The 22270-nt window shown below is 45.5% G+C and carries 26 protein-coding genes; 15 read left to right on the top strand and 11 right to left on the bottom strand.

Annotated features, from left to right (window positions below; translation table 11 throughout):
• Positions 1-137 precede the first annotated feature (137 nt).
• Genes ICE93_RS05185 through ICE93_RS05175 form a run of 3 tightly spaced genes read right to left on the bottom strand, consistent with a single transcriptional unit; the run spans position 138 to position 2738 of the window.
• Positions 138-1310 (bottom strand): methyltransferase, encoded by a 1173-nt coding sequence (locus tag ICE93_RS05185; protein ID WP_216186227.1) that lies wholly within the window; start codon positions 1308-1310, stop codon positions 138-140.
• A complete protein-coding gene (locus tag ICE93_RS05180; RefSeq protein WP_216186225.1) occupies positions 1311-2165 on the bottom strand; it encodes a pirin family protein in 855 nt (284 codons plus the stop codon).
• 21 nt (positions 2166-2186) lie between these two features.
• Positions 2187-2738 carry a carboxymuconolactone decarboxylase family protein gene (locus tag ICE93_RS05175; RefSeq protein ID WP_216186223.1) on the bottom strand — a complete coding sequence of 184 codons (552 nt, stop codon included), beginning with the start codon at positions 2736-2738 and terminating at the stop codon, positions 2187-2189.
• 168 nt (positions 2739-2906) lie between these two features.
• Here ICE93_RS05175 and ICE93_RS05170 point away from each other — a divergent pair, with 168 nt between their 5' ends.
• From ICE93_RS05170 to ICE93_RS05150, 5 genes are read left to right on the top strand one after another with little or no spacing between them, the layout of a single operon-like run.
• Positions 2907-3689, top strand: a complete 783-nt coding sequence (locus tag ICE93_RS05170) for a sulfurtransferase (protein ID WP_216186221.1) — start codon at positions 2907-2909, stop codon at positions 3687-3689.
• Positions 3690-3712: 23 nt separating this feature from the next.
• Complete coding sequence (locus ICE93_RS05165) at positions 3713-4690, top strand: D-2-hydroxyacid dehydrogenase family protein (RefSeq protein ID WP_216186219.1); 978 nt, start codon at positions 3713-3715, stop codon at positions 4688-4690.
• A 14-nt stretch (positions 4691-4704) separates the two neighbouring features.
• Positions 4705-5250, top strand: a complete 546-nt coding sequence (locus ICE93_RS05160; RefSeq protein WP_216186217.1) for a chromate transporter — start codon at positions 4705-4707, stop codon at positions 5248-5250.
• Complete coding sequence (locus ICE93_RS05155) at positions 5247-5768, top strand: chromate transporter (protein ID WP_216186215.1); 522 nt, start codon at positions 5247-5249, stop codon at positions 5766-5768. The genes ICE93_RS05160 and ICE93_RS05155 overlap by 4 nt, the downstream gene beginning before the upstream one ends.
• 17 nt (positions 5769-5785) lie before the next feature.
• Complete coding sequence (locus ICE93_RS05150) at positions 5786-6763, top strand: tripartite tricarboxylate transporter substrate binding protein (protein WP_216186214.1); 978 nt, start codon at positions 5786-5788, stop codon at positions 6761-6763.
• Between the two features lie 40 nt (positions 6764-6803).
• Here the strand turns inward: ICE93_RS05150 and crcB are convergent, their stop codons facing one another.
• The 4 genes from crcB to ICE93_RS05130 are packed head-to-tail and all read right to left on the bottom strand — an operon-like array spanning position 6804 to position 8330.
• Positions 6804-7181, bottom strand: coding sequence for a fluoride efflux transporter CrcB (gene crcB / locus ICE93_RS05145; RefSeq protein WP_216186212.1), 378 nt, complete (start codon positions 7179-7181; stop codon positions 6804-6806).
• A gap of 10 nt (positions 7182-7191) precedes the next feature.
• Positions 7192-7971: a 4,5-DOPA dioxygenase extradiol gene (ygiD, locus tag ICE93_RS05140; RefSeq protein WP_216186210.1), complete on the bottom strand. Its 780-nt coding sequence runs from the start codon at positions 7969-7971 to the stop codon at positions 7192-7194.
• A gap of 9 nt (positions 7972-7980) precedes the next feature.
• Positions 7981-8118, bottom strand: a complete 138-nt coding sequence (locus tag ICE93_RS05135) for a hypothetical protein (RefSeq protein WP_216186208.1) — start codon at positions 8116-8118, stop codon at positions 7981-7983.
• Positions 8119-8162: 44 nt separating this feature from the next.
• A complete protein-coding gene (locus tag ICE93_RS05130) occupies positions 8163-8330 on the bottom strand; it encodes a hypothetical protein (RefSeq protein WP_216186206.1) in 168 nt (55 codons plus the stop codon).
• A gap of 28 nt (positions 8331-8358) precedes the next feature.
• Between ICE93_RS05130 and ICE93_RS05125 the strand changes: the two genes are divergently transcribed.
• On the top strand, positions 8359-9021 hold the full coding sequence (locus ICE93_RS05125) for a site-2 protease family protein (RefSeq protein WP_216186204.1): 663 nt from the start codon (positions 8359-8361) through the stop codon (positions 9019-9021).
• A 64-nt stretch (positions 9022-9085) separates the two neighbouring features.
• Complete coding sequence (locus tag ICE93_RS05120) at positions 9086-9538, top strand: cytochrome c (protein WP_216186202.1); 453 nt, start codon at positions 9086-9088, stop codon at positions 9536-9538.
• Positions 9539-9555: 17 nt separating this feature from the next.
• Here ICE93_RS05120 and ICE93_RS05115 read toward each other — a convergent pair whose 3' ends face one another.
• Positions 9556-10236 (bottom strand): cytochrome b/b6 domain-containing protein, encoded by a 681-nt coding sequence (locus ICE93_RS05115; protein ID WP_216186200.1) that lies wholly within the window; start codon positions 10234-10236, stop codon positions 9556-9558.
• A gap of 43 nt (positions 10237-10279) precedes the next feature.
• Here ICE93_RS05115 and ICE93_RS05110 point away from each other — a divergent pair, with 43 nt between their 5' ends.
• On the top strand, positions 10280-11485 hold the full coding sequence (locus tag ICE93_RS05110; protein ID WP_216186198.1) for an MFS transporter: 1206 nt from the start codon (positions 10280-10282) through the stop codon (positions 11483-11485).
• A gap of 28 nt (positions 11486-11513) precedes the next feature.
• Here the strand turns inward: ICE93_RS05110 and ICE93_RS05105 are convergent, their stop codons facing one another.
• Positions 11514-12455 carry a 3-hydroxyacyl-CoA dehydrogenase family protein gene (locus ICE93_RS05105; RefSeq protein ID WP_216186196.1) on the bottom strand — a complete coding sequence of 314 codons (942 nt, stop codon included), beginning with the start codon at positions 12453-12455 and terminating at the stop codon, positions 11514-11516.
• Positions 12456-12539: 84 nt separating this feature from the next.
• On the opposite strand from ICE93_RS05105, the gene ICE93_RS05100 reads away from it, so the two are divergent.
• The 4 genes from ICE93_RS05100 to ICE93_RS05085 all read left to right on the top strand — a co-directional run bounded on the left by ICE93_RS05100 (position 12540) and on the right by ICE93_RS05085 (position 17491).
• The gene (locus ICE93_RS05100) at positions 12540-13469 is read left to right on the top strand and encodes a 2-hydroxyacid dehydrogenase (RefSeq protein WP_216186194.1); all 930 of its coding nucleotides are present in this window, start codon (positions 12540-12542) and stop codon (positions 13467-13469) included.
• Positions 13470-13484: 15 nt separating this feature from the next.
• Positions 13485-14411 (top strand): dihydrodipicolinate synthase family protein, encoded by a 927-nt coding sequence (locus ICE93_RS05095; RefSeq protein ID WP_216186192.1) that lies wholly within the window; start codon positions 13485-13487, stop codon positions 14409-14411.
• Between the two features lie 32 nt (positions 14412-14443).
• Positions 14444-15394: a TAXI family TRAP transporter solute-binding subunit gene (locus ICE93_RS05090; RefSeq protein ID WP_216186190.1), complete on the top strand. Its 951-nt coding sequence runs from the start codon at positions 14444-14446 to the stop codon at positions 15392-15394.
• 84 nt (positions 15395-15478) lie between these two features.
• Positions 15479-17491 (top strand): TRAP transporter fused permease subunit, encoded by a 2013-nt coding sequence (locus ICE93_RS05085; protein WP_216186188.1) that lies wholly within the window; start codon positions 15479-15481, stop codon positions 17489-17491.
• Between the two features lie 71 nt (positions 17492-17562).
• On the opposite strand, the gene ICE93_RS05080 is transcribed toward ICE93_RS05085, so the two are convergent.
• The gene (locus ICE93_RS05080) at positions 17563-18696 is read right to left on the bottom strand and encodes a mandelate racemase/muconate lactonizing enzyme family protein (protein WP_216186186.1); all 1134 of its coding nucleotides are present in this window, start codon (positions 18694-18696) and stop codon (positions 17563-17565) included.
• A 60-nt stretch (positions 18697-18756) separates the two neighbouring features.
• On the opposite strand from ICE93_RS05080, the gene ICE93_RS05075 reads away from it, so the two are divergent.
• Positions 18757-19728: a 3-hydroxyacyl-CoA dehydrogenase NAD-binding domain-containing protein gene (locus ICE93_RS05075; RefSeq protein WP_216186184.1), complete on the top strand. Its 972-nt coding sequence runs from the start codon at positions 18757-18759 to the stop codon at positions 19726-19728.
• Positions 19729-19793: 65 nt separating this feature from the next.
• Positions 19794-21248, top strand: coding sequence for a M23 family metallopeptidase (locus tag ICE93_RS05070; protein ID WP_370624593.1), 1455 nt, complete (start codon positions 19794-19796; stop codon positions 21246-21248).
• 85 nt (positions 21249-21333) lie between these two features.
• Here the strand turns inward: ICE93_RS05070 and ICE93_RS05065 are convergent, their stop codons facing one another.
• Entirely contained in the window at positions 21334-21774 is a 441-nt protein-coding gene (locus ICE93_RS05065) for a universal stress protein (protein WP_216186183.1), read from the bottom strand.
• 87 nt (positions 21775-21861) lie between these two features.
• On the opposite strand from ICE93_RS05065, the gene ICE93_RS05060 reads away from it, so the two are divergent.
• The gene (locus tag ICE93_RS05060; RefSeq protein ID WP_216186181.1) at positions 21862-22263 is read left to right on the top strand and encodes a DUF2177 family protein; all 402 of its coding nucleotides are present in this window, start codon (positions 21862-21864) and stop codon (positions 22261-22263) included.
• The last annotated feature ends 7 nt before the right edge of the window (positions 22264-22270 follow it).

Here is a 22270-nt window from a genome sequence, read left to right as displayed (position 1 = left end):
ACATATAAAGAGCATGTAATTAGACTGATAAAACTCTCAGTAACTACGGATTCTTCACAAACATTTTAAGGATGATGCATTTGATAAACAACCACAATCCCAATGGGGACGAGGTTCGTAGGGCTATTGTTGTGTTACTACTTTAGCGCTAAACGCCAAAGCGAAGTGACTTCTTTAGAGCGCGCTGCATATAATGCATCCGCTTGATCAAACGCTTTATGATGTGTCGGTTTAGTATCAACACGTGTGAGAACTTTTAAGTTTGCTTGCTCAATCCAATTGAGAAGCTCAGCTCTTGATCTCAATCCCAAATGCTCAGCCAAATCCGACAGAATTAACCAGCCCTCACCATCATCAAGCAAATGATTCTTTAAGTTACTCAAAAAGCCTTTTAACATTTGACTCTCGGGGTCATATACCGCCCGCTCGAGAGAGGAGCTTGGTCTGGCTGGCAGCCATGGCGGATTGCAAACAATGAGCGATGCCTTGCCCGATGGAAACAAATCAGTCTTAAGAACATTTATTTGAGAGCGCAAGTTTAGACGCTCAATGTTTTCTTGTGCACATGCAATCGCTCTGTCATCCATATCGGTGGAAACAATCTTCTGAATTCCTCGCAAAGCCAATACAACTGAAAGCACTCCGGTACCAACTCCAATATCGAATGCGGTTGAGTTTTTCTTGAGAGCAGCTGGTAGCGGAGTCTTTAATACCAACTCAATATACTCACCACGCACGGGCGAGAACACGCCATAGTGCGGATGAATGCGAACCTCTTCATCGTCTCTAGTCAAAACTTGAACGCCATTTTTACGCCACTCATGTGCGCTAATCACGCCCAGCAATTCACGGAGGGAAATGACATAAGGCTCGGTCTGCTCACCATAAGCCTCTAAACAAGCTTGCGCTACATCTGGTGCACGCCTTAAAGAGACGCTATGGTCTGCATTTACTGGAATCAATACCATTCCCAAAATACGAGCACGCTGTGATTGGGCAAGGCGGTGAAGATTGAATGTATCCAGCGGGCTTTTGGTTTTCTCTTTTGCAACTCGATCAGCTCTAGAGGATTTCTTGGACGGCCTATCCACTCTTCGTGCCAAAGCCTGTAAAAGCTGTCGGGCATTCTGAAAATCACCCTTGTATAGCATTGCTGTGCCTTCACAAGCTAGGCGATATGCACTATCAGCAGTCAGGGTGTCGTCTGCGATCTGAATCTTTTTATGGGGGGCAATACCATTTTCAGAATGCCACAGGGCGCTATGGGTTTGGCCGCCTTCTTCCCACTGAAGAATTGTTGATGGACTCACCTAAGAAACCACAAAACGGTTGTTTTGATAATCATCAATTGCCTGCTCAATTTCAGCACGGGTATTCATCACAAAGGGGCCATATTGAACGATGGGCTCATGAAGAGGCAGGGCTGCCAAAACAATAAATTGTGCGCCAGTAGATCCTGCTTTTACCTTTAAACGATCTCCATCTCCAAGAACAATGGCAGCCTGCTTTGGAACTGATCTCATGGGGCCGCCAATTTCCAACTCGCCTTCATAAACATAAACAAACGCATTGAGCTCTTTGGGAACGCGGTGCTCAAATTCAGTATGGGACGGCAAATGCACATCTAAAAATAAAGGAGTGGTTGTAATTCCCTGAATTGGACCTTGAATTTCATTTCCTTCATGGCCGTAAGTTCCAGCAATGACCTTCAATGAGCCGCCATTCTCCAAAACAACTTTAGGGATATCGTCCACCTGAATATCTTGATATCCTGCCGCCTTCATCTTTTCTTTGGCGGGTAAGTTGATCCACAACTGGAAGCCGCGCATGGCGCCACTCACCTGTTGCGGCATCTCCGAATGAATGATGCCGCGCCCTGCTGTCATCCACTGCACACCGCCAGTCCTAAGATGACCCTGATTCCCTAAATGATCTTCATGCAACATATGGCCCTCTAACATATAGGTCACCGTCTCAAATCCTCGATGCGGGTGGGCAGGAAAGCCTGCCACGTAATCGTTCGGATCGTTTGAAGAAAATTCATCAAGCATCAAAAAAGGGTCTAACCTTACTTGATTTTGCCCACCAAGACTGCGGCGCAATTTCACACCCGCACCATCAGAAGTGGCAATGCCAGGAATAATGGTTTGAATATTGCGGATCATGTTTATTAAGTAGACAATCTTTTAAGCGGGAGGATGATCTTCAGGATTGACGTCTAGTGCAATTAAGAAGCGAGACACCATGTTGTATGCGGCAATGACCGTTACTAACTCTACCGTATCAGTACTTCCTAACGCCTTCTGTAAACGCTTCATCAATTCAGGATCCACCTTGATATTGCGTGTCATCTGAAAAGTGAGTTCAGCGGCATCGTTTTCTACTGGCGAATACAGATCTTTTGGAAAATTTGCCTGTCCAATGAGGCGCAAGCCTTGTACCTGCTCCTCTGTGCCACCCGCCTTTTTGAAAGGTGGTGCATGGTGAAAGAATTCATATTCGGCACCATTGAGCACCGCTACGCCACACATAGCCAACTCACGTAACTTGGGATCTAAAGATAAATTATTCCGAATCTCACCAATAAAATGATTCCAGCCCTCTGCAATCGGGATGCTATGCAAAAGCATGCGGTCAAGATTGATAAACTGACCACCACGTCTTTTGCGGATTGCAGCCACTAGCTCAGCAGGTTCAGCCAAATCCATGGGCTGATAGGGAATTAAACGCTTTGTCATAACAAATACCTACTAAATAGTCTGTTGGATATTGAATATAAATGCGCCTTTTGGCGGCTATTTTTGGAAAAAACTAGGGCGGACATTTACTCTGCAAATATAGTGCTAAGGTTATCACCTCTACGCCCCATTTGCTCGATAATGTGCGGGTAGCCAAGTGAGAGAAAAATGAAGTCTATTTTAAATATTGCCGCCTATTTATTTGTCAGCCTAGATGGCTTACCAGAGCTGCGCACCAAGATGCTTGAAGAATGCAATGCACGCCAACTGAAAGGCACTATCTTATTAACTGGCGAGGGAATCAATATGTTTCTTGCTGGTAAAGCCGATGCACTTCGCGGGTTTTTAGACTGGTTGCGTCTTGATCCTCGCTTTAAGTCTCTCCAAGCAAAAGAAAGCTGGTCAGAAGATCAACCTTTTAAAAAGATGTTGATCAAGCTGAAAAATGAAATTATTCGCATGAACCATCCGACTATTCGCCCAGAGGAAGGTCGCGCTAACTTTATTAGCCCTAAAAAATTACAAGAATGGCTGGATCGCGGCACCGATGATCTGGGTCGCCCAGTCGTCATGGTGGATACGCGCAATGCCTTTGAAGTTGACTACGGTACTTTTGAAAATGCCCTGCATTTCAATATCGAAAAATTTACAGAATTTCCTGCGGCTATTTCCGCTCACAAAGACGAACTTGCAGATAAAACATTGGTTAGCTTTTGCACTGGCGGGATTCGTTGCGAAAAATCCGGTCTCTACATGCGAGAAATTGGCATACAACACAGCTACCAATTAGAAGGCGGAATACTAAAGTACTTTGAAGAAGTGGGTTCTGCCCACTACCAAGGCAGCTGCTTTGTCTTTGATGAGCGTGAAGCCCTTGAACCTAATTTAGACTCCATTCCTGTCGAGCGCTCCATTCGTAAAAAACTGCGCATGAACTCTTCCACAGACTAACTCACTGAAAGCATCATTCATCTATGACCTCATTACCAAATATCGTTATTCTTGGAGACTACGAGCGCGCACTACGCCGCTTTTCTAATTGGGACAAGTTAGACCAACAAGCTAAACTCACTATTCATCATGAACCTTTAAGAGATGAAGCGCTCTATGAAGCTGTTAAAGATGCAGATGCGATTGCCATCGTCAGAGACCGCTCCCCTTTTAATGAGGCAATGATTGCGCGCTTACCAAAACTCAAGTTTTTAATGTTCACAGGCGAACGCAATGGCACTCTAGAAGCGTCCGCATTGGTTTCCAGAAATATTCCCATGGCATGCACTCCTGGTGGCCCCTCAAAAGAAACTACAGCTGAGCTGACTTGGGCACTTATTCTTGGCGCATCGAAGCGCTTGATTGAAGAAAACAAATTGATTTCCTCTGGCGGATGGCGCGATGCCATGTCAGTTTTACCCATGCTTTCAGGTGAGCGCCTAGGTATTATGGGCTTGGGCGCCATCGGTAGCCGAGTAGCTCGTGTAGGCGCTGCATTTGGCATGGAGGTAGTAGCCTGGAGTCCGCGCATGACTCCGGAACGTGCTGCGGCTGAGAATGCAAAAGCAGTGAGTCTTGAAGAGCTCTTGAAAACCTCTAAAGTAGTATCCATGCATTTAGTTGCAGGTCCAGGAACCAAGGGTCTCATTAGCGCAGATCAATTAGCGCTCATGCGTCCAGATTCCATTTTGGTAAATACCTCCCGCTCAGCCCTGATCAACATGTCGGACTTACAAAAAGCGTTAGCAGCCGGCAGACCAGGGCAAGCTGCGGTAGATGTTTTTGATGTTGAACCCCTCCCAGAAAAAGATGCGTTGCGTTGCACTCCTAATCTGTTGGTCACCCCACATCTTGGGTTCATCGCTGAACCTATTTTCGCCACCTTCTCAAAAGGGATCACAGAGACTCTAGAAGCATGGTTAGAAAACAAGCCTGTACCGCACCCTTTTAAGCCGCAATAAGGCTATACAGATAAATGTCATCTACTCGATTGACCTCTCTTCAGCTATTTATTAGCTTTAGCAAGATTGGTCTCTCTGGATTTGGCGGTGTACTTCCGTGGGCAAGACGCACCCTAGTTGAGCGTGACAAGATTCTGACCTCAGAAGAATTTAGCGCCATCCTAGGAATATGCCAAATCGTTCCGGGTCCAAACGTTGTAAATCTAGCTGTCTGCGTTGGATCTCGCTTTGGTGGAGCTAGAGGAGCTCTCGCGGCCGTTCTTGGTCTCACACTTGGGCCAATTGCCATTGTGATGCTCTTAGCAACTTTGTATAAGCACTATAACCACCTTGATGCTGTTCAAGGCATCTTGCGGGGAATTTCTGCGGTGGGTGTAGGCCTCATTGCTTCCACCGGTTTTAAGATGCTGCGTGATGAATTTCATTATCCCGCGATGCTATTGGTTGTTTTGGTCACCATTCTTTCGGCTACCTATTTTCATTTAGGTCTGGGCTGGGTAGTGTTAACAGCATCGCCATTGGCCGTTTTCTTAGCACGCAAAAAGGCTCTTAGAGTATGAGCATGCTCTTGAGTTTATTTCTGAAGCTGTCTGTGTTCTCAATGATTGCATTTGGTGGAGTCAATGCATTGTTGCCGGAGCTATTAAATTTGGCGGTCAATCAAGAGCAATGGATCGATCTACAAACTTTCTCTGATTACTTTGCGATAGCCCAAGCAGCGCCAGGCCCTAACTTTATGACGGTGACATTATTAGGCTGGCACATCTACGGCATTATTGGCGCACTGGTAGCGACTTTTGCTATCGTGTGGCCCTCCTCGATCTTGATCTTCTTCTTGCAGCGATTTATCTTAGGCATTAAAGATCCCGTTAAAAAGAAATCGATTCAATATGCAGCAGCGGCATTAGCAATTGGGCTAGTTTTATCTTCCGCATGGGAGATCGCCTTGCAAATTAACCACGGGGTTGCTGCATACCTCTTGACCATCGCCACTATCGGACTTACCTTATTTACTCGCTGGCACCCACTTTACTTAATTGCTATCGGTGCTGTATTGGGTGTACTGGGATTGATTTAATAACCTCAAGAAAAAATATGAGAATCATTCGAAATATTTCTACTTTCCTACTTTGTTTGTTTACTACTTTCTCAAGTCCTGTATTTGCTCAAAGCAATTACCCCAATAAGCCGATTAATCTTATTGTTCCCTACGGCGCAGGCGGAAGCGCAGATTCGAGGAGTCGTCAGCTTGGTCAAAAGATGAGTCTGATCCTCAAGCAACCTATCGTGATTGATAACAAACCGGGTGCCGGCGGAAATATCGGCACAGAAGCTATCGTGCGTGCAGTCCCGGACGGATACACCATCGGCATGGGCAACTTTGCACCAATGGCTGTGAACAAAACCCTCTTTGGTAATTTGCGTTATGACCCTGAGACCGATTTAACTCCAATCATCCTAGTGGAAAAGGGTCCCTTGGTTTTGGTGGTTAACCCCAACTCGCCATTTAGAACAGTACAAGATATTGTTTCGGCAGCAAAAGCAAAGCCAGGTGTTCTCACATTTTCCTCTGGCGGCATCGGAGGTAGCCATCAACTATCAGCAGAGCTATTTGAAATGAGTGCTGACATTCAAATGATTCATGTGCCCTATAAGAGTGGTTCAGCTGCGTTAACTGATCTCATGGCTGGGAATGTTGATCTCATGTTTGATCAAATGTATTCAGCAGTGCCAAGCATCAAAGCAGACAAGATTCGGCCACTCGCCATTACTAGCAAAAAGCGCTCACCCTTGCTACCTAATGTTCCTAGCTTTGTTGAGTTAGGCTACCCAAAGGTAGAGGTTTTAAATTGGCAAGGGTTCATTGCACCCAAAGGAACACCCAAAGCTATTATTGACAAGCTCAATGCCGCTGCAAACGAAGCACTCAAAGACCCTCAGCTACGAGAATTGATGCTCTCGCAAGGCAATGAGATTGGTGGTGGTAGCCCTGCAGAATTTGCAGCACTAATTAAATCTGAGGCAAGCAAATGGAGTGCAGTAGTAAAAAGCGCGAATATCAAGCCAGAATGAAGGGGATGTAGAAACAATCAAGGGGCTAAGGCCCCTTTATTTATTTAAGCGCTTGGTAGGTTAGGATACCTAAGAAGGTAAGGACTAGTGAGCCAACTAAATTCAACAGCGCGGTACCCAAAGCCCAGGTAAATTCACCGCGCTGCATAAAGCCTACCACCTCAGCAGAAAAACTGGAGAAAGTAGTTAACCCCCCCAAGAAACCCGTCACAACAAACAGCTTCCACTCAGGAGAAAGGTGTGGGTTATTACCAAAAAATGCTACAGCAACACCTATCAAATAACCGCCAACCATATTCGAGATAAAGGTTCCCAAAGGCAGCACAGCTCCAGCAGCAACAGTTAGAAAATTAAAAGCTGCTCTTAATAGAGCTCCTAGACCAGCGCCAAAGAAAATTGCGAAGATTGATAGCCACATAATCTGCTCTTTATTGAATAGAGAAACCCAGCATGCTAATTGAACTCATCTCGATGCCATCAGTATAAATTTTTACTTGCTCGCCCTCTTCTTGTAAAGCTAAGGTATACAGAGCAGGCCAATAATGTTCTGCGGTCGGAATCGACATATGAGCGGCATCACCATAACGCTCCCAATCGATCAAAGACTCATGGTGATTAGTGCGCATCTCTGAAATGAAAAAATCATTGAAGTCTTTTGCCCAAGGATAAGGTTGAGCGTCTTCTTGCCAATGAATGGTACGCAAGTTATGCACCACATTGCCACTCGACAAAATAAGAATATTTTCGTCCCGCAATGGGCGCAACTGCTTAGCCAGCTCATAATGCTCCCGCGCTGACTTTGATCCATCTAAACTCAACTGCACTACCGGAACATCAGCCTGCGGGTACATGTACTTCAGGACTGACCATGCGCCATGGTCAATGCCCCATTCATTTTCTTCAAGCACTACAGGAACATTTAATAACTCTTGCACGCGATCTGCTAATGCGGGACTACCTGGCGCAGGATATTGAATATCAAAAAGCGCTTGCGGGAATCCGCCGAAGTCGTGAATTGTTTTAGGATTGGACATTGCGGTAACCCATACTCCACGAGTTACCCAATGAGCGGAGATCACCAATATGGCGTCTGGACGTTTGAATGTTTTTCCAAGAGCAGACCAGGTCGCCGTAAAGCGGTTGGGCTCTATGGCATACATCGGACTGCCATGGCCAGCAAATACTGCAGGTTGGCGATGGCTAGTCATTAATACAGATTAACCGAATACGTAACCTGTGTGAGCTGCAATCAAAGCAAACAAAATAGCCAAGCTAGTAGCGGCGCCCAACATCACGATCAATGTAATGATCTTTTTGTTGATTTCTTCTTTTGATTCGTTATGCCATTCGTTCATGCTAAATCCTCTGTAAACACATTAATGAGTGGAGTAATTATCCACTATCGACCGCGACCAGCCTTGCGCATCATGCCTTTTCCCCCACCAAAGCCTGCCTGAGGCCTTCCAGCGGGTCCAGATGGGCCTTTTGGGACGGGTGGGCGTACTGGTGGCTTAGCGATTACTGCCTTAGCCGGGGTCTTTGAATCGGGTTTCTTTTCGTCAGTCACTTTGAGCTCCTATGGATATCATATTGCCATGATTACCGACTATTCTATCCAAGCTATCGCAATTAATGCGATTCCCCTGATTTTTGCCATCACCATCCACGAAGCAGCCCATGGTTATGCAGCCCGTCGATTTGGCGACAACACAGCTTATATGCTGGGACGAGTCAGCCTCAACCCCGCTAAACATATAGACCCCGTTGGTACTATTTTTATCCCACTTGCCCTACTTCTAACTGGGTCACCATTTTTAGTGGGCTATGCCAAGCCTGTTCCGGTAAATTTTGGACGCCTCAGAAACCCCAGGATAGACTCAATCTGGGTTGCCTTAGCAGGACCGGGATCGAATTTTATCCAAGCACTGATTTGGCTCATCCTCTTGATTTGCTTAGTAGGCTTTGGGGTCAATGAAAAATTTCTGATATCCATGTCTCAAGCGGGCATTACCTGGAATTTGGGTTTATTGGTATTCAACCTATTCCCCCTGCCTCCTTTAGATGGGGGTCGAGTTCTGGCAAGCCTACTTCCCGCTCGTCAATCGATTGCTCTTGGCAAGCTCGAGCCCTGGGGGTTTTTTATTGTCCTAGGACTGGTATTTACTGGGGTCATTAGTGCTTTGTGGATGACTCCACTAATGAGCTTCTTTGAATGGCTCATTCTTTTGCTGACTAGCCCTCTACGGATGATTTTTTGACCAAAAACGATAAATCTGGGATATGCTGCATCAACATTAAACACTTGATCAACGGAGAATCATCATGAAACTACAAAAATTAGTTTTAGCAAGCACTGCAACTGTTTTAGCAATCAGTGCAGGGGTAGCATTTGCACAATTTCAGAAACCAGAAGATGCTATTAAATACCGTCAAAGTGTATTTACTGTGACGGCTAATTCATTTGGAAAAATTGGCGCTGTTGTTAAAGGTGAGGCACCTTACAACAAAGATGAAGTTGCCAAGAATGCTGCAATCGTAGCAATGATGTCCACTTTGCCATGGCAAGCATTTGGCCCTGGCACAGAAGGTGGAAAAGCCCAACCAGCTGTTTGGTCAGACAACGCTAAATTTAAAGCTGCTGGAGAAAAAATGCAGTTAGCAGTGGTTGATCTCAACAAGGCTGCTCAGTCTGGCGATCTCGAGAGTATTAAGAAAGCCTTTGGCGCAGCTGGCGCAACTTGCAAGGGTTGTCATGACGATTTCAAAAAGAAATAACCTAACTTTGTTGGCAGTTACTTCGCAATAAAGTAACCCACTACTACAGCGATCACACTCAAGATCACAAGAGCCAGTCCTCGCTGTAGCCCTCCGTCCTTGGAGGCCCGACCCAAGTCTGCAGGCAAGTATTGTGCCTCTTCGCTTGGGTCAATTTCTTTGTCACCACTGATCATTGGTTTAATAAGATTTTCACCTTTAAATTTCTTGTAGAACCAGATGGCTACAATATGAATGGTAATCAGCGTATAAATCACCACCTGATTGCCCTCATGAATCTGGGATAGAAATGAGCTTACCGAGCTCGATACATATTTTGCTAGTGGCCCCTGAAAAGCGATTTCATCATCTACAAATAAGCCGGTAAATACTTGAACACTTAAAACAAACAATAAGGCAAAAACAGAGAGTGCGCCAACTGGATTGTGACCAAGAACTTTGGTTGAACTTCCGCTTAAATAATCAAGAATGCCTTTTTTAGATGGAAAGAAAGAGGCGAAGCGCGCGTGAGTGGATCCAATAAAACCCCAGATTATTCTGAAGATCAATAAACACAAAATACTGTAGCCAAAATAGGTGTGCCATTGAATTGCATTGCCACCTATATTGACGCTAATGAAGCTCCCCACAATGCAAAGCACCAACAACCAGTGAAATAAACGGATTGGCAAATCCCAGACGCGAATGATTTTCTTCATGTTTAAAGGATAACTCGCTTCTCCCTTAAAATGCAGGGAATTCATGAATCCCGGCAAAGCCTTTAGAACCTTACTGCTGTACCGCATCGGTGCAACACTCAGCTACCAAATTTCGATGGTGGCGGTAGGCTGGCATCTTTATGAAATCACTAATAGTGTGGTGTCACTTGGCCTCATTGGTCTTGCCGAGCTTGTACCCTACTTTGCACTTGCGCTTTACTCAGGACATGCGGTTGATCACTATTCACGCAAATGGATTGCAGCCATCGCCTGCCTCATTCATATTGCAGTTGGCTTATTTTTAACCTGCATTGCACTTGGTTGGCTCTCTCCAGCAGTCACATTGATCTACACCGCCGTTGCATTTATTGGTGTGGGGCGAGCACTTTTAAGACCATCCTATCAAGCACTATTTGGTCAGATCATCCCAAGAGATCAGTTACCCCGATATACAGCTTATGCATCTTCTGCTTTTCAAATTTGTGTAGTGGCCGGCCCAGGATTGGGTGGACTCATGATTGGCTTTGCAGGCCTTGAATGGACTTACTTACTCGCTGCATTCTGTGGAGCAGTCGGTTTATACGGAATAACCTTTATTACCGCAGCACAAGAAAGGTCGAGCAACTTGTCTGGTCACTTCTTGAGGAGTTTTTTGGAAGGCTTTCATTACGTTCGCAAACATGAACTTATTTTGGGCATCATGGCACTGGACATGTTTGCTGTTCTCTTTGGTGGCGCCGTTTCCATCCTGCCAGCTTTTGTTAAAGAGGTCTTGAATGCAGGTCCAGAGGCCTTAGGGATTTTGCGTGCAGCGCCTGCAGCAGGCGCCGTGATTACCGGTATCTACCTGGCCAGGCGCCCGATTCTGACGGATTCAGGTAAACACCTTCTCATCTCAGTAGCTGGATTTGGCGCGGCGATCATCGCCTTTGGTATCTCCAGCAATTTATGGCTGTGTGCCTTCTTCTTATTTATTTCTGGATGCTTTGATGCCGTATCAGTCGTAATCCGAGGCAGCATCATGCAGCTCACAACACCGGATCATATGCGCGGCAGAATTAGCGCCATCAATGGAATCTTTATTGGTTCATCCAATGAATTGGGCGCACTTGAATCTGGCATAGCCGCCAGCATGATGGGCTTAGTACCATCCATCGTATTTGGTGGAGTGGCGACGATAGCAATCGTTTTGATTACGCATCGCCTTGCGCCACACCTTAGCAAACTCCATTTAAAAGATATTTCTTAAACCAATTTACTAAGTTACTAACTTGCCATTATTTAATTTCCGGCAAGTCTTTCTGAATAATCTTCAGACCAGCTCGCAAGGCATCTTGATAGCGCTCACGCTCCGCTTTAATAGTTTCAGCAGTCCAAGTGAAAAAACCTTCACCGGTTTTCATGCCAAACTTTCCGCTTGCAATACGGTCGCTTAAGCACTTTGCAATCGTTGGTGAATTGTTGAGAGTGGGATAAATGGTTGCTCCGCCAGCGCCATGCACCTCAAGGCCAGCATGATCTCTTTGCATAGCTGGGCCAGCTGCAATATAGCGAAAGCCAAAGCCAAAGCGCACAGCCTTATCAATATCCTCAGGCGTACATATCCCATCATCAACCATAGCAAAGGCTTCACGCGATAGTGCGTGTTGTAGGCGATTTGCCAAAAACCCAGGAAGGTCTTTTTTCACAGTCACTGGTACCATGCCGCAAGATGTCATTAATCGTGAAAGACTTTCACCAACCATTGGGGAAGTCTTTTCACCATAAACCACCTCTACACAAGGCACTAAATGTGCTGGCATAAAAAAATGTAAGCCAATCATTCGGGCGGATGTTCTCAAACCGCTCGCGATTTCACTAATAGGGAAGCTTGTACTATTGCTAGCTAATACCGCCTCTGGCTTTGCATATTTCTCCAACTTGGCAAACAGCTCGCGCTTAATATCCAGGCGCTCCGGCACGCATTCAATTACTAGATCGATATCAGTCCAATCGACCTCTTCTAGAGTTCCGGCAACAGTGAGTAAATGAGTGCGATGCTCGTATCCCAACTCGGCCATCGTGTTGGCAAAGTAATCGGGCAATAAGGCGCGTCGTTCGGTTGTTGGCTCGACCACCTGCACAGCACAACCACCGCGTGCGCATACTGCCGCAACATCTGCACCCATAGTGCCACCACCGACTATTACCACCTTGGTTTCGGCTGGTGTAAATAACATGAATGCTCTCCTAAAAGGTGCCGACTTTTTCTGAAAATTACTCTTACAATGGGGTCATTATTTCAATAAAAAAGTTAGTGAGACATGATCCCCGTCAATTCGGTGCTGCAGGTCGGCCATTTCCCTGAAATTATGCAGGCAGAGATAGATCGGCGCTTTACTCCTATCCTTCATCCCGATCCGCAGGCACCCGCTCCTGCTGGAAACTTTCAGGCGATCTTGATTCGTTCGAATACGAAGCTTCCTGAAGCTCTGGTTAAGCAAATCCCTAGTATTCGCATGGTTGCAACCTGTGGTGTTGGTTACGATAACCTTCCTCTAGGCTATTTAAAAACAAACGGCATTAAGGCAAGTAATACACCAGGCGTCTTAAATGATGCCGTCTGCGAACTTGCAATTGGAATGATGCTCGCCCTGTTGCGTCAAATTCCAGAGGCACAGGAATACGTAAAAAGCACCGCTTGGTCAAAGGCGCCCTTCCCAATCACCACCACCTTGGCCGGAAAGCGCGTTGGCATTGCAGGCATGGGTCGAATTGGCCAAGACTTAGCCGAACGCTTAAAGCCTTTTAAGGTAGAAATTGTCTATTCGGGCCCGAATAAAAAGGCGCTTCCTTACACTTACCATCGAGAAATCAAGGGTTTAGCGAAAGACTGTGACATTCTATTTATAGCTTGTCCAGCCACACCTGAAACTAATAAGGTGGTTAACACCGAAGTTCTTGAGGCTCTGGGCACCAATGGTTATTTAATTAATATCGCTCGTGGCAGCGTGGTGGATGAGAATGCGCTTTTATATGCATTGCAGCATAAAAAGATTGCCGGCGCCGCTTTAGATGTTTTTGAAAACGAACCCAATCCAAACAAAGATTTCTTAAATCTTGATAATGTATTGTTAACACCACATATTGGTAGCGCCACCTTGGAAACACGGATAGCCATGACCAAATTAGCTGTAGATAATTTAGAAGCTTTCTTTAAACAACAACCACTTCCATCGGAAGTAAATAACTAGAAAAACGGAGCCAGCATGACGATTTCTCTGCACCCATCAACCTTACCAGCAGTGCTCTCCCCTGTTCTGACACCATTTAAGGCTGACGGCAACCCTGATGCCCCTAAGTTATTAAAACAATGTAAGTGGCTTGAGGCCAATGGCGTTGGCCAAGCTATCTTTGGCACAAACTCAGAAGCAAATTCGATGTCAGCCCCGCAGAAGATGAGCACCCTGACAACCCTTATTGAGGGCGGTTTAAGTCCTGATCATCTCATGCCAGGCACTGGCGCCACATCGATTGATGCCACTGTCAACATGACACGTCACGCAGTGAGCCACAATTGTGCAGGCGTATTAATGCTGCCACCCTTCTATTACAAAGATGTTTCTGATGATGGCCTATTTGCATACTTCTCTGAAGTGATTCAAAAAGTCGGCAGTGCAGCGCTACAGATCTATATCTACAACATTCCACCGGTTACTAAAATTAATTTAAGCCTCTCTTTGTTGGAGCGCTTAACAAAAGAGTATCCAAAGACCATTGTTGGCATGAAAGATAGCTCCGGTGACTGGGCTTATACAGAATCCGTCATTAAATTATTGGCACCGCATGGCTTCCGCGTATATGCAGGTAGTGAAGTATTCTTAATGCGTGCCCTTCGTGCTGGCGGTGTAGGCTGCATCTCTGCTACTGCTAACGTGAACCCGAAAGCGATTGCCGAATTAGCAGCGCACTGGAGAGAATCCAATGCTGATGAGCGTCAAGCTGGCCTAGATCAAGTACGCGGAATTTTTGCTAAATACCAAATGATTGCTGGTATGAAGACTGCTGTGGCTCATTACAGCAAAGATCCTGAGTGGCTTAGGGTTCGTCCGCCACTCATGCAGTTAACTGCTGAGCAACAGGCGCAATTGCTCAGCGAGTTGCAGCAAATTAATTTCAGTATGCCGGGCCTGTAATTTAAAAACATAAAACCAATTAGGAGACAACAATGAAACTACTTAAGGTAATTGCTTTATCGCTAAGCTTTTTATGTGCAAGCGTGAACGCTCAAAACATTTCTATTGCAACGGGTGGTACAGGTGGTGTTTACTACCCTATGGGTGGTGGACTGGCCTCAGTACTCTCTAGCAAAGTTCCTGGAATGTCTGCCACAGCAGAGGTGACTGGTGGTTCAGTTGACAATCTGAAACTCATTGGCACTGGCAAGCCTTATGTTGGCTTCTCCATGGCTGATGCTGCAAAAGATGCAACTAGCGGTGTTGACAAGTTCAAAGATAAGCCAATTGATGTACGCACTTTGCTCATTCTTTATCCAAACTTGATGCACGTCGCAACAGTTGAATCTACTGGCATCAAAACCATGGCTGATCTCAAAGGCAAGCGCGTAAGCACTGGATCCCCTGGTAGTGCTACAGAAGTCATGGCATTCCGTCTTCTCGAGGCAGCAGGACTTGATCCAGCAAAGGATATCAAGCGTGAGCGCTTGAGTGTTGCTGAATCTGTTAACGCAGTAAAGGATCGCAAAATTGATGCATTCTTCTGGGTTGGAGGCTTACCTACTGCAGCTGTAACTGATTTGGCAAATAGCCCAGGTATGAAAATTGTCATGGTCGACACATCAGCTGAAGTCCCAGCAATGAACAAGAAGTACGGGAACCTGTATTTCCCATCGATCATTACCAAGCAAACCTATAGCGGCATGGCCAAAGACAATAATGTTGCTGCAGTTGCAAACCTATTGGTCGTGAATGCCTCCATGTCAGATGATGAGGCTTACAAAATCGTGAAGGCTGTCTTTGACAACCAGCTCGAGTTAGTTCGTTCACATGCTGAATACCGCAATGTCAAACTGGATGCTCAAAAAGCAAACGCAACACCAGTCCCATACCATCCAGGCGCCTTAAAGTACTTTAAGGAAAAGGGTGTCAAAGTAAACTAAGCCAGCATTTGTAGTCAGGGGTGAGTCAAACTCACCCCTTTTTGTTTTAAAGTAGCGCATAAATATAAATATATAGGTTGAGACATGAATCAAAACGTTATCGATAACGAAACCCAGGAAAAATTAGATGCCTTCATCAAACAAGAGGAAGGTGACTCTAACGACTACAAGGGTCTACTAGCCAAGTTCATCACCCTAGTTGCGGTTGGCATGTCTTTATTTCATCTTTATGCAGCCTACTCGATTGTTCCAACTCAACAGCTTCGTGTGATTCACGTTGCCCTTGTGCTATTTCTAGTTTTTCTCAGCTTCCCAATAGCTGCGCGCTTTAAAAACCGTCTCATGATCTGGGATGTGCTATTCGCACTTGGATCTGTAGCGATTGCTTATTACATCCTAGGTGGCGGCGATGATTTCATGGACAGAAATACCGCTCCTAACTCTACCGATGTGATTATTGGTATCGGTTTGATTTTGCTGATATTAGAAAGCGTACGTCGAACCAATGGCATGGTCTTGGTGACTGTTACCGTTCTGTTCTTGCTATATGCCTTATTCGGCAACTACTTACCAGCGCCTTGGACACACAAGGGTTATGGTCTAGATCGCTTGGTGGGTTACATGTACATGACCCTCGAAGGCATTTATGGCACTGCTGTAGATGTCTCTGCAACCCTCATTATTCTGTTCACCATTTTTGGCGCCTTCTTGCAGTTCACAGGGGCAGGTAAATTCTTTATTGATTTCTCATTTGCAGCAATGGGTGGTAAATCCTCAGGCGTAGGCAGAACTATCGTGATGTCCTCATTCTTATTGGGTGGCCCATCAGGTTCAGGCGTTGCTACAACCGTTACTGTTGGCTCTGTTGCAGCCCCGATGTTAGATAAGGTAGGTTACGAAAAGAATGCAGCAGGCGGCCTTTTGGCGGCAGGTGGTCTTGGAGCGATTATTTCGCCACCAGTGCTAGGCGCAGCGGCTTTCTTGATTGCTGACTTCCTAAAAATTTCCTATCTAGATGTGTTGCTCATGGCAACTATTCCCACGATTCTCTTTTATCTTGGCCTGTTTGTCATGGTAGAGATTGATGTTCGTAAATATGGCATGAAGAGCATCCAGTTTGCTTCAGCTGAAACTGCGTGGCAACTCACTAAAAAGTATTGGTTCCACTTTTTCTCACTCATCTCCATCGTTGTCTTTATGTTGATGGGCTTCTCTCCTGTCATGTCGGTATTTTGGGCAACCGTAGTTTCTGCACTATCTAGCATGTTGCGTGAAGATACTGCCATCATTCCTTGGGCATGGTTTAAGGGGAAGGAGCCTATTATTAAAGGACTCTATAACTCGAACCTCACGAAAGCACTTGCCTCTGGATCAACTGGTGTATTAGCGATTGCTGCCACTTGCGCTGGCGCTGGCCTGATCGTTGGCACCGTTACCCTGACCGGCCTTGGTCTGAAATTTAGCTCGATTGTGATTCAGTACGCTGGCGGCTCTCTTTTACTTACAACAATCTTTACCGCTTTAGTAGTTTGGATAGTAGGTCTCGCTGTTCCAGTAACAGCTTCTTATATTATTTGTGCTGTGATTGCCGCTCCTGCACTCATTAATTTGGGTGTACCTGCATTTGCTGCTCATATGTTTATCTTCTACTATGCCGTGCTATCTGAAGTATCGCCACCAACTGCGCTCTCACCCTTTGCAGCAGCGGCGATATGTAAAGGCAACCCCTATAAGACCACCTTGCAAACTTGGAAGTATGTTGCTCCAGCCATCCTGGTGCCATTCATGTTTGTATTGGATAAGTCTGGTGTGAGCTTATTGCTGATGGGATCTACTACCGCACTTGAACAGGCTGACTGGTCACAAATTGCCTGGGTCTCATTTACGGCTGTAGTCGGAATTATCTGCTTGGCTGGGGGGCTACAAGGCTGGTTTATCGAGAAAACCAAAATCTTTGAACGCGTAATTATGGTGGTCTCTGGAGTTGCCCTTGCCTATCCTTCTACTGAGGCAGACTTAATTGGCTTCATCGGATTTGGTTTGGTTCTGGTTACTCAAACCATTACACATTTCAAACTTAATCCGCGCTCATCTTAAGAAGATGTTTCTCAGAAAATAAAGCCCGCTATTGCGGGCTTTATTGTTAGAAGAGGGCGCGCAACTCTAGCTCATGAGATTTTGGTCCAAGCTGCTTTACCTGCGCACCTCTTTACTGCCGCTTCATCAAACTCAAATCCTAGTCCCGGGGTTTTATGCAATATCAGATCACCATTCTTAAAGGTCAGCTGCTTATTAATTAATCTACGGAAGTTGAGTACTTGGTCATCCAAGAAGAACTCAACGAAACGCGCATTAGGGGTAGCGGCTACCAAGGGCGCATGTAAATCATGCATCCAGTGCGGACAAACAATGATGCCCCTTAGATCTGCATAAGCGGATATTCTTCTCCACTCGGTGATGCCACCACATACAGCGGCATCTGATTGCAAAATGGCGGCGCCACCAGCATCAATCAGCTCTCTAAAACGCCAACGTCCCGCTTCCATTTCTCCGGTAGCAACATTAATCTTCGTTTGACGAGCTAAAGCAGCATGCAAATCGATTGCATCCGGCGAAAAAGGCTCTTCTATCCAGTAAGGGTTATAAGCTTCAAAGCGACGTACGTACTCAAGAGCGGTTGGTAAATCGCGCCAAGCGTTGTTCGCATCTAAAGTAAGCAAAACATCATCACCCACCGCTTTACGAGCTGCCTTAACTCGAGCCTCCTCTTCAGATGGAGATAGGCGACCCACCTTCATCTTCACAGCCTTAAAGCCTTGCTTTACGTAAGACTCCATCTCCTTGCCCAGCTTAGCCGAGGTCTTGCCTTCAAGGTAGTAACCGCCGCTAGCATAAGCAGGCACGCGATCATCCACCACTGAACCGAGGTATTGATGCAAAGGCAAGCCAACCGAGCGCGCATTTAAATCCCAAAGAGCTGTATCTAAAATAGAAATTCCACGCATCACTGCACCTGCACGCCCCTGCAGAATAGATTCGTTATACATCTCCATCCAGAGACCTTCACTGCGGCGGCTATTTTGACCAATTAATTTAGGGGCCAGTAATTGCTCTACAGCAACCTTGGCGATATCCCCACCAGCGCTGCCAACATAACAAAAACCGATGCCTTCATTCCCATCCTTTCCGCGAACTTTGACCAAACAGTAATGACGCTCAGATACAGTACGAGTAGAAAATGAAGTGACCTTATCTAAAGGTACTGCCACAGAAGCAACTTGGATGGATTCAATAATCGGCATCAAAACTCCTTAATCAAAAAATGATTGTATCCAGAATTTAGATTACCGGCAGGAGTCTAAATGAGGAATAATCGACTCATTCCTAAAAGCATACGCAGGTTGAAAATGAGCAAAGTGGTTGTCATCGGAACGGGTACTATGGGTGTTGGTATTGCTGCTGGATTTTTAGCCAGTGGCGCCAACATTGTTATTCTAGGTCGCACCCCAGAAAAGGCGATGGCATGCCTCGACTCTATTCGGTCATGCACAGAATCAATCAACGCCGATTGGCCTAAGGCAAACCCCTCATTGCAAAGCGGTAGCATCGAAACCTGGCAAGACTGGAATGATGTGGATTTTGTAATTGAGACAGTATCCGAGAGGCTGCAATTAAAACAGGACATCTTTACCTCACTAGATCAGCAAGTGCCACCTCATATTCCTATTGGTAGCAATAGTTCTGGCTTTCCTATTAGCGATATTGCAAAGAATCTACCAACAGCACATCGCATGTTTAACGCCCATTACTTTATGCCTGCGCATGTCGTGCCACTGGTAGAAATTGTTATAGGAAAATATTCTGATTTAGCTTTGGCAGAAAGGCTCTGTCAATTTTATCGCGCCCACGGTAAGAGGCCAGTGCTAGTTAAAAAAGATATCCCAGGGTTTTTAGCAAATCGTATTCAGCATGCATTAATGCGTGAAGCGCTCTCGCTTGTAGAAGAAGGTGTAGCCACTCCTGACGATATAGATACTGCGGTACGCTATAGCTTTGGATTTCGCTACGCTGCAGTTGGACCAATGACTCAGAAAGAAATCTCTGGCTGGGAAGGTATGACCTTAGCCGCAGAATTGATATACCCCTCCCTATCCAATATCACCCAACCGCCAAGCTGTGTAACTGATTTAGTTAAAAGTGGCAAAACTGGTATTGCTAAAGGCGCAGGGTTTAAGGACTGGCCTCCTGATGAAGCAACTCTCATGAAGCAGAAGTACGAACAAAGGCTAAAGGCGGCTTTTGAAGTTCTGAAGATCGCGCCAGATCAAGATTAAATCTAATTTGTTGCAGCACAACATATTTATTCGCCTACGCTTTCACATTATTAGATAATTGAGGGGTGAATACAAAAGCATCTTTTCGCCCGCTATTGTGCAGGGCAATTATTGTTTTAACTGGCCTCGCCTTTATAAGCTCAACACCGGGCTTAGCTTATTCACAGACCAATGCAACTCAAGGCACTGGCCAGAGTCGCAACAAGATAACAGTTCAAACCTCTAAACAAGCTGGATTGAAGGATAAATCTGCGGGCTCAAATTCCAAGACTAGCAGCATGAGCCTCAATCCAGCACTCTTTCAGCGCAAAGCACCAGATGAAGTGATGCTCGATAGCGATGCCAATCTTGACTATCGCGTATCACAGGGGTGTTTGCGACGAAGCTTTACTGAAGATAGCTTGCCCGCAAGTATTGGCATCAATAACAGCCAATTCGCTGAATTCTTTAAGAATCAGACCAAAACATTTTTTGATCACATGCGTGGGGACTGTATTCCGTATGCGGTTGCTTTCGGTAGTCGCAATCGCTTTGACTCGCTCAGTATCATGAATGGCCCAATTCAGGACAGTAAAACTGAGGTATGGACATTCACGCCTTCAGCAGTTGGCGGCTTCTTAATTCAACAAGACTTTCTTAAAGATGAATCCAAGCGCTTAACAGAGATACGCATTCCCTTAAGAGATGTTCTGTATGACCCCCGCAAAGTAAGCGACCAACTACCAGTCGAACTGGTTTGGGAATTGAACTCTCTCATTAAACAAATTTATCCAGAAGAAAATAATTCTCTCGAAAATACCAATAGTGTTGTGCGCTTGATTGTAGATTTTGGTGATCGTGAAAAATGGGCTCAAATTTGGGCGGCAGAGATCATTGATCCAGCCACAAATGAAGTTTTTGCAAATGCCTTTTGGATAGAGCGTAATGACATCCCCGGTGGATTTTTTACTGGCTCAGGCGAATCTCTTGAGCGCTCCTTCTGGACCAACCCCTTAAGCTATCGACGCATCTCTCGAGGTGTTGGCATGGTCAGAGCGTCCTCAGGCAAGCGTAGCAAAGCACCTGCGGCAACAAGCAAATCTATGCCCGCAGCTCCTGCACCTGCCCCTAAGCAACGTTATCGTGCCCATATGGGCATTGATTACTCAGCGCCAACTGGTACTCCCGTCTTTAGTGTTGCCAATGGCAGAGTTGCTCACATTGGTTACAGCGGCGCATTTGGGAACTTGATTGTTTTGGAGCATCCAGGTAACTACCATACCTACTATGCTCACTTAAGTAACTACAACGTTGAACTCGAATTAGGCAATGAAGTGCGACGCGGATTAGAGATTGGCTATGTTGGATCTACCGGCAGATCAACTGGACCGCATCTTCATTTCGAACTGAGAAAAAACGGTATTTACGTTGACCCTTATGCACCCAAGACTCAACTTGATTTATGGTCTATGCGCGATAACGAAAGCGGACAACTGACTAGAGAAATATTATTACTTGGTAGCCCCATTAAAAATAACTAAGCAATATTGCTAGCAAGTGATTTAAATTTAATCTAGCCAAACAAAAAGGGTCCATAAGGACCCTTTTTACTGGGCGCTGAGTAAATCAACCCAAAACCAATACCGGTAATTTTGAGTGCACAATGACTTCGTGAGTCTCGCTACCCAGCAAGATACCTTTGATACCTGTACGCTTATGGGAGGCCATCACAATGACATCTGCCTTCGCCTTTTTTGCGCCATCCAAAATACCTTCGGATAAGTTGCTATTTGCAATATGAAGACTCTTTATATTGATACCAGAGCCAAGTGCGGTGGCTGACTTCTTAAATACATCTTTTGCATAAGCCTCGCAAACCTTGGTGTGCTCTTTTTGTGAAATTCCATAACCCATAGTGCTATCTGAGTAGACCATTGGAGGCAAAGGATCAGAAACATACACCAGAGTGACTCCGGCGCCGTCTGCCTTAGCAAGTGCAGCAACCTTCTTCAAGGATTTTTTGCTGATATCCGAACCATCTACAGGCACTAATAAATGCTTAAACATGTTTACCTCCCCCTAAATTAGACTGCTAACCTACTCTTTCCATCATAATGCTTATTATTAGCCTATAAAAGAATAAAGGTAACTTAATTGCTCAAGAATTTTGCTATCTACGTCTCATTTTTATTCACCCTAATCGCAATTGATTTGGTATGGCTTTTAGGTATTGCAAAGAATCTTTATCGAGATCAAATGGGCGACTTAATGGCTAGCGAACCCAAGCTGATGGCTGGACTTGCTTTCTATCTTCTTTATGCCCTTGGGGTCTGTATTTTTGTCATTATTCCAGCACTCTCAAAACAATCCTGGATATATGCACTGCAATATGGCGCCCTTTTTGGGTTGTTCTGCTACATGACGTATGACCTCACCAATCTTGCAGTCATCAGAAACTTCCCGACACAATTAGCATTGATTGATATTGCATGGGGCAGTATTGTTACAGCCGTGTGTTCAGGTGTTGCCTATTGGGTTGGTAGCCGCCTCTCATAGCGTATTT

This window comes from Polynucleobacter sp. MWH-HuK1, from assembly GCF_018881815.1.
In the GTDB taxonomy this organism is placed as follows: domain Bacteria; phylum Pseudomonadota; class Gammaproteobacteria; order Burkholderiales; family Burkholderiaceae; genus Polynucleobacter.
Note: the sequence above shows the minus strand (reverse complement) of the source record. Positions and strands in the feature narration are given on the sequence as shown.

Coding starts and splice junctions, on each gene's coding strand:
- ICE93_RS05180 (WP_216186225.1), bottom strand. CDS start 2,165: ATGATCCGCAATATTCAAACCATTATTCCTGGCATTGCCACTTCTGAT.
- ICE93_RS05175 (WP_216186223.1), bottom strand. CDS start 2,738: ATGACAAAGCGTTTAATTCCCTATCAGCCCATGGATTTGGCTGAACCT.
- ICE93_RS05170 (WP_216186221.1), top strand. CDS start 2,907: ATGAAGTCTATTTTAAATATTGCCGCCTATTTATTTGTCAGCCTAGAT.
- ICE93_RS05165 (WP_216186219.1), top strand. CDS start 3,713: ATGACCTCATTACCAAATATCGTTATTCTTGGAGACTACGAGCGCGCA.
- ICE93_RS05160 (WP_216186217.1), top strand. CDS start 4,705: ATGTCATCTACTCGATTGACCTCTCTTCAGCTATTTATTAGCTTTAGC.
- ICE93_RS05155 (WP_216186215.1), top strand. CDS start 5,247: ATGAGCATGCTCTTGAGTTTATTTCTGAAGCTGTCTGTGTTCTCAATG.
- ICE93_RS05150 (WP_216186214.1), top strand. CDS start 5,786: ATGAGAATCATTCGAAATATTTCTACTTTCCTACTTTGTTTGTTTACT.
- crcB (WP_216186212.1), bottom strand. CDS start 7,181: ATGTGGCTATCAATCTTCGCAATTTTCTTTGGCGCTGGTCTAGGAGCT.
- ygiD (WP_216186210.1), bottom strand. CDS start 7,971: ATGACTAGCCATCGCCAACCTGCAGTATTTGCTGGCCATGGCAGTCCG.
- ICE93_RS05135 (WP_216186208.1), bottom strand. CDS start 8,118: ATGAACGAATGGCATAACGAATCAAAAGAAGAAATCAACAAAAAGATC.
- ICE93_RS05125 (WP_216186204.1), top strand. CDS start 8,359: ATGATTACCGACTATTCTATCCAAGCTATCGCAATTAATGCGATTCCC.
- ICE93_RS05120 (WP_216186202.1), top strand. CDS start 9,086: ATGAAACTACAAAAATTAGTTTTAGCAAGCACTGCAACTGTTTTAGCA.
- ICE93_RS05115 (WP_216186200.1), bottom strand. CDS start 10,236: ATGAAGAAAATCATTCGCGTCTGGGATTTGCCAATCCGTTTATTTCAC.
- ICE93_RS05110 (WP_216186198.1), top strand. CDS start 10,280: ATGAATCCCGGCAAAGCCTTTAGAACCTTACTGCTGTACCGCATCGGT.
- ICE93_RS05105 (WP_216186196.1), bottom strand. CDS start 12,455: ATGTTATTTACACCAGCCGAAACCAAGGTGGTAATAGTCGGTGGTGGC.
- ICE93_RS05100 (WP_216186194.1), top strand. CDS start 12,540: ATGATCCCCGTCAATTCGGTGCTGCAGGTCGGCCATTTCCCTGAAATT.
- ICE93_RS05095 (WP_216186192.1), top strand. CDS start 13,485: ATGACGATTTCTCTGCACCCATCAACCTTACCAGCAGTGCTCTCCCCT.
- ICE93_RS05090 (WP_216186190.1), top strand. CDS start 14,444: ATGAAACTACTTAAGGTAATTGCTTTATCGCTAAGCTTTTTATGTGCA.
- ICE93_RS05085 (WP_216186188.1), top strand. CDS start 15,479: ATGAATCAAAACGTTATCGATAACGAAACCCAGGAAAAATTAGATGCC.
- ICE93_RS05080 (WP_216186186.1), bottom strand. CDS start 18,696: ATGCCGATTATTGAATCCATCCAAGTTGCTTCTGTGGCAGTACCTTTA.
- ICE93_RS05075 (WP_216186184.1), top strand. CDS start 18,757: ATGAGGAATAATCGACTCATTCCTAAAAGCATACGCAGGTTGAAAATG.
- ICE93_RS05065 (WP_216186183.1), bottom strand. CDS start 21,774: ATGTTTAAGCATTTATTAGTGCCTGTAGATGGTTCGGATATCAGCAAA.